General features: G+C 47.4%; 11 protein-coding genes. 10 read left to right on the plus strand and 1 reads right to left on the minus strand.

Annotation, left to right across the window (positions count from 1 at the left end; translation table 11 throughout):
* The first annotated feature begins 174 nt into the window (after positions 1-174).
* Genes tkt through IM792_RS06280 form a run of 8 tightly spaced genes read left to right on the plus strand, consistent with a single transcriptional unit; the run spans position 175 to position 9,144 of the window.
* Positions 175-2,175: a transketolase gene (tkt, locus tag IM792_RS06245; protein WP_194100980.1), complete on the plus strand. Its 2,001-nt coding sequence runs from the start codon at positions 175-177 to the stop codon at positions 2,173-2,175.
* Between the two features lie 11 nt (positions 2,176-2,186).
* Complete coding sequence (locus IM792_RS06250; protein ID WP_194100981.1) at positions 2,187-2,633, plus strand: RpiB/LacA/LacB family sugar-phosphate isomerase; 447 nt, start codon at positions 2,187-2,189, stop codon at positions 2,631-2,633.
* A 5-nt stretch (positions 2,634-2,638) separates the two neighbouring features.
* Positions 2,639-3,766, plus strand: a complete 1,128-nt coding sequence (gene tal / locus IM792_RS06255) for a transaldolase (protein WP_194100982.1) — start codon at positions 2,639-2,641, stop codon at positions 3,764-3,766.
* Positions 3,763-4,386, plus strand: coding sequence for an HAD-IA family hydrolase (locus tag IM792_RS06260; protein WP_194100983.1), 624 nt, complete (start codon positions 3,763-3,765; stop codon positions 4,384-4,386). Before tal ends, IM792_RS06260 begins: the two co-directional genes overlap by 4 nt.
* Before the next feature lie 32 nt (positions 4,387-4,418).
* Positions 4,419-5,828 carry an NADP-dependent phosphogluconate dehydrogenase gene (gene gndA / locus IM792_RS06265; protein ID WP_194100984.1) on the plus strand — a complete coding sequence of 470 codons (1,410 nt, stop codon included), beginning with the start codon at positions 4,419-4,421 and terminating at the stop codon, positions 5,826-5,828.
* Positions 5,829-5,864: 36 nt separating this feature from the next.
* Entirely contained in the window at positions 5,865-7,391 is a 1,527-nt protein-coding gene (zwf, locus tag IM792_RS06270) for a glucose-6-phosphate dehydrogenase (RefSeq protein ID WP_194100985.1), read from the plus strand.
* A gap of 1 nt (position 7,392) precedes the next feature.
* Entirely contained in the window at positions 7,393-8,136 is a 744-nt protein-coding gene (gene pgl / locus IM792_RS06275; protein ID WP_194100986.1) for a 6-phosphogluconolactonase, read from the plus strand.
* An 18-nt stretch (positions 8,137-8,154) separates the two neighbouring features.
* Complete coding sequence (locus tag IM792_RS06280) at positions 8,155-9,144, plus strand: ROK family protein (RefSeq protein WP_194100987.1); 990 nt, start codon at positions 8,155-8,157, stop codon at positions 9,142-9,144.
* Here the strand turns inward: IM792_RS06280 and IM792_RS06285 are convergent.
* Positions 9,105-11,711, minus strand: coding sequence for a glucosidase (locus IM792_RS06285; RefSeq protein ID WP_194100988.1), 2,607 nt, complete (start codon positions 11,709-11,711; stop codon positions 9,105-9,107). The genes IM792_RS06280 and IM792_RS06285 overlap by 40 nt on opposite strands.
* Positions 11,712-11,870: 159 nt before the next feature.
* Here IM792_RS06285 and IM792_RS06290 point away from each other — a divergent pair, with 159 nt between their 5' ends.
* Together IM792_RS06290 and IM792_RS06295 are read left to right on the plus strand one after the other, a co-directional pair.
* The gene (locus IM792_RS06290; RefSeq protein ID WP_194100989.1) at positions 11,871-12,461 is read left to right on the plus strand and encodes a TetR/AcrR family transcriptional regulator; all 591 of its coding nucleotides are present in this window, start codon (positions 11,871-11,873) and stop codon (positions 12,459-12,461) included.
* A gap of 86 nt (positions 12,462-12,547) precedes the next feature.
* A complete protein-coding gene (locus IM792_RS06295) occupies positions 12,548-13,714 on the plus strand; it encodes an efflux RND transporter periplasmic adaptor subunit (protein WP_194100990.1) in 1,167 nt (388 codons plus the stop codon).
* Positions 13,715-13,744: the final 30 nt, after the last annotated feature.

Raw genomic sequence — 13,744 nt, forward strand, 5'->3', positions numbered from 1 at the left:
GACTTAAGTTGGTAAGTATGCACATCATTTTATTGTCACTTGCGGCCTAACCGGCAAACCTTTTCGGAATGGTGAAGTATGTATAACAGGCAAGGCCGGATCTGCTGTATAGTGAATTTAACATCCAGCTTACAATACAAGTTGTAACTTTATATTTATCTGAAAGCAACTACTATGAAAAACAACACAATTGAAGAATTAAGTGTAAACACCATTCGTTTCCTGTCAACCGATATGGTTGAAAAAGCCAACTCCGGTCACCCCGGTTTACCTTTGGGCGCCGCGCCTATGGTTTATGTACTTTGGAGCAAATTTTTAAGGTTCGACCCAACTGACCCGAAATGGCCAAACCGCGATCGTTTTGTGCTATCGGCCGGGCACGGTTCGGCATTATTATATAGCTTGCTGCATTTATATGGTTATGATCTGCCGTTGGATGAGCTTAAAAAATTCAGGCAGCTGGGCTCAAAAACCCCCGGCCACCCTGAATCGGTATTAACACCGGGAATAGAAGTAACTACCGGCCCGTTGGGTCAGGGTTTTGGTAACGGCATAGGCATCGCCATTGCCGAGGCATTTATAGGCGCCACCTACAACAAACCCGGCCATACCCATACGGACCATTACACCTATGCCATTGTGAGCGATGGTGATTTGATGGAAGGTGTAGCATCTGAGGCCGCATCATTGGCCGGTCACCTGCAATTGGGTAAGCTTATTTATTTGTATGATGATAACAAGATATCGTTAGATGGTTCAACCGAACTGGCCTTTACCGAAAATGTAGCCGCCCGCTTTGATGCTTATGGCTGGCACACCATTACTGTTGAAGACGGTAATGACCTGAAATCGATTGAAGAAGCTATTTTAGCCGCGCAGGCGGTTACTGATAAACCATCATTAATATCAGTAAAAACCATTATTGGCTATGGTAGCCCGCAGCAAGGCACCAACAAGGTACACGGTAACCCACTGGGTGCCGATAACCTGAAAAAAACCAAAGAGTTTTTTGGCTGGGACCCTGAGCAAACCTTTGTTATCCCTGACGAGGTGAAAGCCCATTTGGCCGAAGCCGGCCGAAAAGGTGCCGACCTGCATCAGCAATGGGAAGACGAATTTAAAAAATACGGCGAAGCTTATCCTACAGAGGCTGAGCAACTAAAAATAGCCGTTAAAGGCGAACTGCCCGAAGGTTGGGATAAGGAGCTGCCTGAGTTTAAAGCAGGCGAATCATTAGCTACACGCCAGGCATCGGGCAAGGCGTTGGATGCCTTGCGTAGCAGCATCCCGTGGTTAATTGGTGGTTCTGCCGATCTGGCCAGCTCTAACGAAACTCCAAAAGATGGCGGTTTGAGCTTTCAGCCCGGCCGTTACCAGGATACCAATATCTGGTTTGGTGTGCGCGAACATGGCATGGGTTCAATACTGAACGGTTTGGCATCATACGGCGGTATTCGCACTTATGGCGCAACGTTCTTAACTTTTAGTGATTACATGCGCGGCTCTATCCGCCTGGCAGCACTTACCGAGGCGCCGGTTACCTATATATTTACACACGATAGTGTAGCACTAGGCGAGGATGGCCCTACCCACCAATCGGTTGAGCAGGTTACCTCATTGCGTACCACACCAAACTTAACGGTTATCCGCCCTGCGGATGCTAACGAAACCGTTGCCGCGTGGCGCATAGCAATATCAAGGCAACATGGCCCGGTAGCATTGATATTGTCAAGGCAAAAACTGCCGGTTATTGATACCGCCAAGTATGCTGCCGCTTCAAACACCGAAAAGGGTGCCTATGTGCTGGCCAGTTCGTCAGCCACTCCCGAAGTTATACTGTTAGCTACCGGTTCAGAAGTTCAACTGGTTATCGGCGCTTACGAGAAACTGGTTGCCGAGGGTGTTGCCGCAAGTGTGGTGAGCATGCCATCGTGGGAGTTATTTGATAAACAGGATCAGACTTATCGTGATAGTGTGTTGCCGCCATCAGTACACAAACGTTTGGCTGTTGAGGCCGGTGTTACGTTGGGCTGGTACAAATACATTACCGCCGAGGGCGATGTTATCGGTTTAGATCGCTTTGGCGAATCGGGCCCGGGTGAGGAAGTACTGGCACACTTCGGCTTCACTATTGATAATGTATACAACAGGGCTAAAGCGCTCTTGAATAAATAATATATCTATCTATGAAAATTGGAATAGCGGCCGATCATGCCGGTCTTGATCAAAAACAGTTGCTTTTAAAACAGCTGCAAAGCGAAGGGTATGACATAGTTGACTATGGCGCCTATGAGTATGACGCTGTTGACGATTACCCCGACATTGTTGTGCCCCTGGCCAACGCCATTGTAAGCGGCGAGGTTGAAAAGGGCATTGCCGTTTGCGGCAGCGGTGTAGGCGTATCGGTAGCGGCCAATAAAATAAAGGGTATCCGCGCGGCACTTATTACCGAAAGCTACTCGGCACACCAGGGCGTTGAGCACGATGATATGAACCTGATGTGTATAGGCGGCCGTGTATTGGGCGCATCATTAATAACCGAACTGGCGCACGCGTTCATCAACGCTAAGTATGATGGTGGCGAGCGTTTTCAGCGCCGTTTGGATAAAGTTCTCGCATTAGAAAAAAATTAAAGCATATGAAAAATCCACTGCAAAGAGTATCAGATTACGGCCAGAGCATCTGGCTTGATTATATTAGAAGAAAGTTTGTTCAATCAGGCGAACTAAAGAAATTAATTGATGATGGAGAGCTTAAAGGCCTAACCTCAAACCCGGCCATTTTTGAAGAAGCCATTGCTAAAAGCGATGATTATAATGAATCGATACTGGAATTGACAAAACAGGGCAAAACACCCGAAGAAATATTTTTGTCGATATCTGTTGAAGATGTACGTGCTGCCGCCGACCTGTTTAAAGGCGTTTATGAAAACACCAACGCGCTTGATGGTTATGTAAGTTTAGAGGTATCGCCAACATTGGCACAGGATACCGAAGGGACTATCACCGAAGCCCGTTCATCATGGAAATTGCTTGATCGTAAGAATGTGATGATCAAGGTACCGGGTACCAAAGAGGGTTTACCCGCTATTGAGCAACTCATCAGCGAAGGTATCAACGTAAACGTTACCCTGTTGTTCAGCCTTGACCGTTACCGCGCGGTAGCCGAAGCTTATGTGGCTGGTATCGAGAAACGTTTGGCCAATGGCGAGGCGGTTGATAAGGTGGCTTCCGTAGCCAGTTTCTTCCTAAGCCGTATCGATACTATGGTCGATCCATTAATTGAGGCTGTTATCAATGATAACCCGGCCAAAGCCTCTGCTGCACGTAAGGTATTAGGTAAGGTAGCCATTGCCAGCGCGCAAGCCGCTTACCAGATATATAAGGATATATTTAAAAGCGATCGCTTTAAGGCCCTTGAGGCCAAAGGCGCTAAACCGCAGCGTTTACTGTGGGCAAGTACCAGCGCTAAAAACCCGGCTTTCAGTGATGTTATCTACGTGGAATCATTAATAGGCCCTGAAACTGTGAACACTGTACCGGTTGATACCCTGAACGCTTACCGCGATCATGGTGACCCGGAATCGCGCCTTGATGGTACTTATGAGGAAGCTCACTGGGTGCTTTACCAACTGGAGGATGTAGTTGAGATAAGCCTGCCCGAAGTTACCCAAAAGCTGGAGGATGAAGGTATCCAGAAATTCATCAAGCCTTTTGATAGCCTGATGAAAACCATCGAAAATAAAAAAGGGGAGGTGGCCGTATGAGCCAACCCGCTGTAAAGGCACTCTTTCTTGACCTCGGCGGCGTATTCCTGACCAATGGTTGGGATCGCAATTCCAGACAAAAAGCCGCCGAGGCTTTTTCGCTCGATTTTGCCGATATGAATGAGCGCCATCGCATAATTTTTGATGCCTACGAGGCCGGTAAAATGACGCTTGTTGAATACGTTAACCTGTTGGTTTTCCATCAGCAACGCGATTTTACACCGCAGCAGTTTATTGATTTTATGTACGAGGAATCAGCCCCGTATCAGGATATGATCGATCTGGTTTGTCGTTTAAAGAAAAAATATAACCTCAGAACGGTGGCCGTTAATAACGAAGGCCGTGAATTGAATGAATACCGTATAGATAAGTTTGGTCTTACGGGCTGGATAGATATATTTGCTTCATCGTGTTTTGTGCATACCCGCAAACCCGATAAAGATATTTACCTTTCCGCGCTCGACCTATCGCAGGTAAAGCCCGAGCAGGTGATATATATTGACGACCGTAAGGTATTTACAGAAGCGGCCGCGGCGCTGGGTATACGGGGCATACATCATACCAAATTTGAAACAACAAAACAGGCGCTTGCCGAATTTGGCTTAATTGAAACACTTTAATCTGAACACAATAAAATAAAACACAAAAAACTATGGCTCAATATGATTTTGGCATTGTTGGTTTAGGCGTTATGGGCAGGAATTTACTGCTTAACGTAGCTGATCATAACTTTGCCGCCGCAGGTTTGGACGTTGACGCTGAAAAAGCGAGCGCTTTTGAAAAGGCCGCTAAAGAAGGTCAGCAGGTAAAAGGTACCACCTCGGCCGAGGAATTTGTAGGTTCAATAAAAACGCCGCGAGCGATAATGCTGCTGGTACCTGCCGGTAAACCGGTTGATGCCGCTATACAAACCCTGTTACCATTTCTTGAAAAAGGCGATATTGTTATTGATGGTGGTAACAGCTTTTTCCCTGATACCGACCGCCGTGTTACCGAGCTTGCCGATAAAGGCATTCACTTCTTCGGCATGGGTATATCAGGTGGCGAAAAAGGTGCCCGTTTTGGCCCGAGCATGATGCCGGGTGGCGATAAGAACGCTTACGAGCGCCTGCGCCCTGTATTTGAAGCTATAGCCGCTAAGGTTGATGGCGAGCCATGTGTGGCTTACCTGGGCAATGGCTCGGCCGGTAACTATGTTAAAATGGCGCACAACGGTATCGAGTATGCCTTGATGCAACTGATATCTGAAAGCTATGACCTGTTAAAACGCGGTCTGGGTTTTGAGGATGCCGAGCTGCAACCCATTTTTGAGGAGTGGAACAATACCGAGCTTAAATCATTCCTGATTGAGATAACGGCTGATATTCTGGCCAAGAAAGATGATAACAGCGACGAGCTGCTGGTAAACTTCGTGTCTGATCGCGCCCGTTCAAAAGGTACCGGTAAATGGACATCGCAGGATGCCATGAACCTACAGGTTCCGGTTCCGGTTATTGATGCCGCTGTTACCATGCGCGATCTGTCGGCCTATAAAACCGAGCGCGTTAAAGCTGCCGGATTATTAAAAGTAGCCCCAACCGAAATTGGCGCTGTTGACAAGCAAAAGTTTGTAGCCCAGCTTAAAAATGCCTACTACTTTGCCATGATAAACACTTACGCGCAAGGTTTGGCTCAGCTGTTCGTAGCTTCAAAAGAGTATAACTACGAGCTTAATTTGGACGAAGTAGCTAAAATATGGCGTGGTGGCTGTATCATCCGCGCGGTATGTCTGGAAGATTTCCGCAAGGCGTTCCAAAAACAACCGGGCCTGCCAAACATCCTGCTGGATGAAGAAATTGGCGCAACCCTGCTGGCAAAACAAGGCGATACCCGCGATATTATTAAGATAGCTATTGATAAAGGAATTCCGGTACCGGCGTTTATGGCCTCATTAAGCTATTTTGATGGTTACCGCAGTGCAACCCTGCCAACTAATTTAGTACAGGCGCAGCGCGATTACTTTGGCGCGCACCAGTACGAACGTACTGACCGCGAAGGTGTATTCCATACCGAGTGGAAATAGTACGAAAAACAAATTCATACCAAACAATCGCAAAAAATGAAAACGGTTAATAAAAATGACCATCCGGTAATAATGGTGATATTTGGCGGTACAGGTGACCTTGCCAAACGTAAACTTATACCGGCATTATACAATTTGTACCTTGAAAGCTGGCTGCCCGATAATTTCGCTATTATAGGCCTGGGCCGTACCGAATTAACGGACGACCAGTTCAGGGAGCGCCTGCACGAGGGTTTAGGTGAATTTTCGCGCAGCGGGGCACCTGATCCTGAAAAATGGGAGGCCTTTAAGGAGTCTATCTCTTACTTTCAGTCAAACATCAACGATGCTAAATCATACGCCGATCTGAACAAGAAGATGGAAGATCAGAGCAAGGCCTGGGGCGTACGTGCCAACAGGTTGTTCTATCTTTCGGTAGCGCCGCAGTTTATTGAGGCGGTTACCGTAAACATTAAAAAGGCAGGTTTGGCGGCTGATACCGCACGCGACCGCATGGTGATCGAAAAACCATTTGGCCATAATAAAGAAACCGCTATTGAGCTGAACAAGCTGCTTACTAAAACCTTTCACGAGGAGCAGATCTATCGTATAGATCACTACCTGGGTAAGGAAACCGTGCAGAATATCCTGGCTTTTCGCTTCGCAAACTCATTGTTTGAGCCGCTTTGGAACCGTAATTATATTGATTACGTGCAGATAACCGTGGCCGAACAGGTAGGTGTTGAGGATCGTGGTGGTTACTACGAAGGCTCGGGCGCTTTGCGCGATATGATACAGAACCACCTGTTGCAGATACTTTGCATGGTGGCTATGGAACCACCGGCATCATTCAAGGCTGAGGAAGTACGTAACCGCAAGGTTGATATTATGCGTGCCGTGCGCCGCATGAAGCATGACGAGGTGCACAAATACGCCGTGCGCGGTCAGTATGCCGAAGGTTGGCTGCAAGGTAAAAAAGTACCGGGCTACCGCCAGGAGCAAGGGGTAGATAAGCACTCGAATACGGAAACCTTTGCCGCTATCAAATTCTTTATTGATAACTGGCGCTGGCAGGATGTGCCGTTTTACCTGCGTACCGGTAAACGCATGCAGGAGAAAACCTCATCAATCACCATACAGTTTAAACCGGTGCCGCACTCCACTTTCCAGGAGCGCCAGTCGGATAACCTGATGCCGAACAGATTGACCATCAATATTCAGCCGCAAATGGATATTCGCTTACGTTTTATGGCCAAAAAAACCGGCCTTGAAATGGAGCTGAACCCGGCCGAGATGATATTTGATTACGATACCTGCTCAACCCAAACACCGGAGGCTTACGAAACCTTGTTGCTTGATGCCATGAGGGGTGATGCCACGCTGTTTATGCGATCTGACCAGGTAGAGGAAGCATGGGATGTGATCACCCCGATACTGGAAACCTGGGAATCGCGCGACTCGCTTGATTTCCCTAACTACGCCGCCGGATCATGGGGCCCTGAAACCTCTGAGGCTTTGATAGCCCGCGAGGGCCATGTTTGGGCAATAAACATACATGCTAACGACCGTAAGAAAGACTGCTAACATGATAAGTATATTTAAAGATAATGTAGAGCTTTGCACCGCCCTTGCCGATCTGTTTATCAGCACCGGTACATCGGCCATTGCTAAAAATGGCAGGTTTACGGTGGCGTTAACCGGTGGTTCATCACCGGTGGCGCTGCACAAAATACTGGCCCAGCCTGAGTACCAGGAACAGCTTGACTGGAGCAAGGTATTTGTGTTTTGGGGCGATGAGCGCTGGGTGCCGTTAACAGATGAGAAAAGCAATGCCAAAATGGCTTTTGAAACCCTGCTTAACCATGTGCCTATCCCAAAGCAAAACATCTTCCCGATGTGGAGCGATGATAAGGATGCCAAGGCTTACGCTGCCGATTACGAGCAAATATTGCGTGGTTTTTTTGGCGAAGATGAAGCCAATTTCGACCTGCTGATATTAGGCATGGGCGATGACGGGCACACCGCTTCATTGTTCCCGCATACCGAGGTGCTGCACGAGCGTACCAAATGGGTGGATGCCTATTACCTTGAGCCGCAGCAAATGTACCGCATCACGCTTACCGAGCCTTTCATTAACAAGGCGCAAAAGGTAGCGGTGCTGGTATTTGGCGCCAACAAGGCACCGGCATTGCACGAGGTTTTAGAGGGTGAGCGCAATTTTGAGCAATACCCATCGCAATTGCTTAACCCAGCAAGCGGCAAACTGATGTGGATGGTTGATGAAGGCGCGGCCTCAAAACTGTCTGACGAAGCAAAAGCATCTAAATAATTACACTTACTACAAGGAATGGCTACAAACAAAGAGATAGTTATAGGGATAGACGTTGGTGGAACCAATACCAAGTTCGGGCTGGTAGACAGCCAGGGAAACATACTTGATGAAGGGCGTATAAAAACCACCGATTATGCTACAGTTGAATTGTTTGTTGATGCCTTGTACGAGAACATTACGCCCCTGCTTAAAAACCATACCGATAAAACGGTAAAAGGCATAGGCATGGGCGCACCCAATGGTAATTTTTACACCGGCTGTATCGATCATGCGCCTAACCTGCGCTGGGGTGAGGAAGTGCCCTTAGCCAAGCTGATGACTGATAAGTTTGACCTTACCTGCATACTTACCAATGATGCCAACGCTGCCGCCGCCGGCGAAATGCAATATGGCATAGCCAAAGGTATGCAACACTTTATTGAGATAACACTGGGCACAGGTGTAGGCAGCGGTATAGTGGTTGATGGTAAGCTGCTTTACGGCTGCAACGGTATTGCCGGTGAGCTGGGGCATACCATCATCAGGCCGGGTGGGCGTAAGCACTGGTCAACTGGTTCGCGTGGTTCGGTTGAGGCATATTGCTCGGCAACGGGCATTGTTATTACCGCTAAGGAGCAGCTGAAAAAGAAGGCGTATCCTGATAGTAAACTGCGCCAGGTTAAGGTTGATGATATTACCGCCAAGGTGATCAATGAGCTGGCCGTGCAAGGCGATAAGCTTGCCCAAAAGGTTTACCAGATAACCGGTAGAATTTTAGGCGAGGCTTTGGCCAACTTTGTAATGTTTTCGTCGCCGCAGGCTATTGTGCTGTTTGGTGGTGTTATAAAGGCAGGCGATTATTTATTAAAGCCGGCCAAAAAGTATATGGAACTTAACCTGCTCCCTGCTTTCAGGGGGCGGGTTAAGTTACTTTTGAGTGATTTAAAAGAGGCCGATGCCGCTATTTTGGGCGCGAGTTCGCTGGTTCAAAAAAGCAAGGCTACCAGGGCTGTCCACCCGGTTTGATGATTGGCGCCTAAACCCTCACCGGTTTCGGGATTAAAGTATTCAAAAAACGGAATGTACTGTTTAAACTGTTCATCAAAATTGAACTTTAAACGGCCGCCGTTAACCGGGCGCTCTCCGCGCTCGTTAGTTAAAAACAGGTTTTGCAGGCGCTTGCTCAATTCATCGGCTATTTGTGCCAGGGTTAAGTATTGGCCCGACCGTGTTGGGTATTCCACCTTAAATTCATCGGTATAATACTCATGAAAATGCCTTAACGAGCAAATAATGAGGTAATTCAGCGGAAACCATACCGGCCCGCGCCAGTTACTGTTACCGCCGAACATGAACGAGTCGCTCTCGCCGGGAATATATTTTACCGAATAGCCTGAGCCATTTAGCGTGTATTGATAAGGCTGCTGCTCATATTTTTTTGACAGGGAGCGTATACCATAATCCGACAAAAACTCCTCCGGATCGAGCATCCGTTTCAGCAACAGCTTCATGCGGTGGCCACGCAGCAACGAGAACAAATGCTGATCGCCATTAACATCTCGCCAGCGGCTTACTAAGGCTACCAGATCCGGGCGTTGTTCCTTAAACCATTCTAACCGGTGTATCAGTTCGGGCAGTTGCTGCCACTGGTTCTCTTTAAATACACTCACAGCAAATAGCGGTATCAGCCCGACTATCGAACGTAGCTTCAAGCGTTCCCAACTGCAATTAGGTTTGCGCAGCAGATCGTAGTAAAAGCCATCCTCATCATCCCACAAACCGTCAGATTCCTCGCCCATATTGGCAATAGAGCCTGCTATGTACATAAAGTGCTCGGCAAATTTAATGGCCATGCTCTCGTAAGCCTTGTTGGTTACGGCCAGTTCCATGGCCATGCGCATCATGTTGAGGGCGTACATGGCCATCCAGCTGGTGCCATCGGCTTGCTCTAAAAAGCCACCACCGGGTACGGGTTCGCTGCGGTTAAATATGCCTATGTTATCCAGCCCCAAAAAGCCACCCTCAAAAATATTGTTGCCCTCGCTATCCTTACGGTTAACCCACCAGGTAAAGTTGAGCAGCAGTTTTTGAAACACGTTTTCTAAAAACAGTGTATCGCCCTTGCCGGTAGCGGCTTTGTCCATTTCATAAACCTGCAAGGTGGCAACCGCCTGTACGGGTGGATTGGTATCGCTAAAATCCCATTCGTAAGCAGGTATTTGCCCGTTGGGATGCATGTGATTTACGCCGATCAATATCTGTAACTGAGCCTTAGCCAGCCCCGGATCAATAGGCGCTACAGCTATACAATGAAAGGCGTGGTCCCAGGCGGCAAACCAGGGGTACTCCCATTTATCGGGCATCAGCAAAATATCCTCGGCCACAAAATGCTTCCACGATGTGTTTCGCCCTTTTCTGCGGTTGGCAGGTGGCGTTATATTACCGGCATCGCCATCAAGCCAGCGCTTAACGTTGTAGTTGTAATATTGCTTGCTCCATAATAAACCCGCCCAGGCCTGGCGCTGTACCAAACGCGCGTCGGCCGATTGTACGGTGGTTTGTTTGCCCGCGTAAAACGCATCAGCCTCGGTTAAGCGCAGTGCCAGGGTATCATCAAACTCCGTGAAAGGGGAGTTGGTTGCCACACGGCTCAGTCGTAAACGGATGGTTGCCTTGCCGCCCGCCTCAATTTCAAAATGATGCCAAACGGCCGCCTTGCTCCCGGTATGGTCGGGGTTTATAGCATCGATGTTGCCTTTTACAATGCGCTCGTTAAAGGCATCCTTAACGTAAGGCGTTTTGTTATCTGTTTTATATAAGCGTCGGCGGTTGGTTTCGTTATTGGTGAAAAGGGTATCGGTAGGTTGCTCAAAGTATAGGTAGTAAGTACCCGTTGCTGCCGATGTAAGCTCAAAGGCATCCTTGCCGCTTTGCTTAATAACCGGGCGGGCATCACCTCCATGCCATGTTTTACGAAACCATATTTGCGGCAGCAAATCAACCGTGCTTTTTTGGCTGCCGCGATTGTGAACGGTGTATTGTATCAGTATATCATCAGCATCAACCTTGGCATATTCAGCAAATACATCAAAATAGGCATTGTTGTCAAATATGCCTGTATCTATCAGTTCATACTCGGGTTTGTCCTTACCGGCGGCGGCGTTTTTTTGTATAAGCTGATCATAAGGGAAAGCCTGCTGCGGATATTTGTACAGCATCTTCATATACGTATGCGAGGGCGTATTATCCAGATAGTAATACAACTCCTTTACATCCTCACCATGATTGCCCTCGCCATTAGTAAGGCCGAACAAGCGCTCCTTCAGTATCGCGTCATGGCCATTCCATAGTGCAAGGCTTACGCAAATGTGTTGTTTATCATCACAAATGCCTGCAATACCTTCTTCACCCCAGCGGTAGGCTTTGCTGCGGGCCATATCATGCGTTATGTAATTCCATGCATCGCCATTGGCGCTGTAGTCTTCGCGTACCGTTCCCCACTGGCGTTCAGATAAATAGGGTCCCCATTTAAGCCAGTTGGTCTTTCCGGTGTATTGGTCGGCTACGCGTTGTTCTTCAATGTTTTCAGGCATAATTAAGCTAATAGATAGGTTGTTGGGCAATAATAGCTAACCTTATTGTAATAATCACGTTTACATGGGTATCAAATATCATTAAGTTGTCAAAAATCCCCTGATTTGAATTTGGAATTCTTGTTTAAACTAAATGTTTAACAATTTTGTCAAACAAATATGGCAACACGAGATACAGGTACCGAAAAATTGATCAAGGATACCGCCAAACGTGTTTTTTTTGCTGAAGGCCGTTTGCATGCCACCACCCAGGATATTGCCGACGCCGCTGGTGTTAACCGAACATTGGTTAACTATTATTTCCGCTCAAAAGATACGCTGATCACCCAGGTTTACGAGGAAGGGATGAATGACCTGAGCCAAAGGCTTGCACAGGTTATGGAAACTGAAAAACCTTTTAGAGAACGTATTGAAGATTTTATTGATGTATTCATGGCCGATTCGATGGAGTTTCCTTATCAGGAAACCTTCCTGATAACGGAGATGAATACCCGGGGAAATTTATATCACAAAGAGAACATGAGCGAAAAGGTGGAGAATTTTTCAAAGCAGATACAGGCCGAGATGGATGCGGGCAGGCTGGAGAAAATGGACCCTATACATTTTGCCATGAACATGTTTTCGATGATGATCTATCCGCTGGTAATGAAACCCATGTACAAGCAATTTTACAGCATGGACGATGAGCAATTCAACAGAATGATGCTGGAGCGTAAACAGCTGGTTTGTAATATGCTTTTTAAAAAATGAAAATAATTTTAACAAATTTCAACCAAACTAATCAAACAATCAAGTCACTAAATATCATGCACATATATCAATTTTCAAACATTACCATGAGGACCAAAGCGTTTATAGTTGCCGGTTTAGGTTCGGCAGTGCTGTTATTATCAGCATGTGGCGGCGGACAGCAGCAAGGCCAGGCAGGTGCCGGCGCTCAGCCCCCGCAAAGTTTCCCGGTATTTAAGATCACGCCGCAAAATACGGAGATCAATGCCATTTACCCCGCTACCCTTGAAGGGCAGCAAAACATCGAGATACGTCCGAAGATTGACGGTTACGTTGATCAGATCTATATTGACGAAGGCAGCGTAGTTAAAAAAGGCCAGCTATTGTTCCGCATTAACGCGCCGCAATACGCGCAGGAAGTAAACACCGCCGCTGCCGCTATTGCCAGTGCCGAGGCTGATGTTAACGCCGCCAAGCTACAGGTTAACAAAACCCGTCCGCTGGTTGAGAAAGGCATCATCAGTAAATTCGAGCTGGAAACAGCCGAGCTTACCCTGCAATCGCGCGAGGCCGCGTTAAAGCAAGCTAAAGCGAGCCTGTCAAACGCTAAAACAAATTTGGGTTACACCACAGTTACCAGCCCGGTTAACGGTGTGGTAGGTGCTATCCCTTACAAACTGGGTAGTTTGGTAAGCAGCACAACTGCGCAGCCATTAACCACGGTATCAAACATTGGTAAGGTTTACGCTTACTTTTCGCTTAACGAGAAGCAACTGCTTGATTTTGCAAGGCACAACAAAGGCAAAACCCTCGATGAAAAATTAAAGCAACTGCCACCCGTATCATTAACATTAGCTGATGGTACCGAGTATCCGGAAAAAGGTAAGGTTGAAACTGCTAATGGTTTAATCAATACCTCAACCGGTTCATCGCAATTAAGGGCGACGTTCGCTAACCCGTTAGGGCTTATCCGCAGTGGTGGTAGCGCTAACATCAGCGTACCGCAAAAAATTACCAATGGTGTACTGGTTCCGCAAAAATCAACTTTTGAGTTACAGGGCAAGCGTTTTGTTTACGTGGTTGATAATGCCGGTAAGGTAAAAAGCACCGAGATAACAACGGTTGAAGCTCCGGCGGGGCAATACTTTGTAGTTACCGAAGGTGTTAAGGCCGGTGAAACCGTAGTGTTTGATGGTGTGGCCAACCTACAGGATGGCATGACCATACAGCCTGATACCAAAGGTGGCGAAGCCGCTTACAAAGACGTAAAGTAATAACGAATTATTAAGGGTACCGATGTGCCC

The organism is Mucilaginibacter sp. JRF (assembly GCF_015223065.1).
Lineage (GTDB): Bacteria > Bacteroidota > Bacteroidia > Sphingobacteriales > Sphingobacteriaceae > Mucilaginibacter.

Bases quoted from the DNA above. Each gene is read 5' to 3' on its own strand.
- IM792_RS06250 (WP_194100981.1), top strand. From the start codon at position 2,187: ATGAAAATTGGAATAGCGGCCGATCATGCCGGTCTTGATCAAAAACAG.
- pgl (WP_194100986.1), top strand. From the start codon at position 7,393: ATGATAAGTATATTTAAAGATAATGTAGAGCTTTGCACCGCCCTTGCC.
- IM792_RS06285 (WP_194100988.1), bottom strand. From the start codon at position 11,711: ATGCCTGAAAACATTGAAGAACAACGCGTAGCCGACCAATACACCGGA.
- gndA (WP_194100984.1), top strand. From the start codon at position 4,419: ATGGCTCAATATGATTTTGGCATTGTTGGTTTAGGCGTTATGGGCAGG.
- tal (WP_194100982.1), top strand. From the start codon at position 2,639: ATGAAAAATCCACTGCAAAGAGTATCAGATTACGGCCAGAGCATCTGG.
- IM792_RS06290 (WP_194100989.1), top strand. From the start codon at position 11,871: ATGGCAACACGAGATACAGGTACCGAAAAATTGATCAAGGATACCGCC.
- IM792_RS06260 (WP_194100983.1), top strand. From the start codon at position 3,763: ATGAGCCAACCCGCTGTAAAGGCACTCTTTCTTGACCTCGGCGGCGTA.
- zwf (WP_194100985.1), top strand. From the start codon at position 5,865: ATGAAAACGGTTAATAAAAATGACCATCCGGTAATAATGGTGATATTT.
- IM792_RS06295 (WP_194100990.1), top strand. From the start codon at position 12,548: ATGAGGACCAAAGCGTTTATAGTTGCCGGTTTAGGTTCGGCAGTGCTG.
- tkt (WP_194100980.1), top strand. From the start codon at position 175: ATGAAAAACAACACAATTGAAGAATTAAGTGTAAACACCATTCGTTTC.
- IM792_RS06280 (WP_194100987.1), top strand. From the start codon at position 8,155: ATGGCTACAAACAAAGAGATAGTTATAGGGATAGACGTTGGTGGAACC.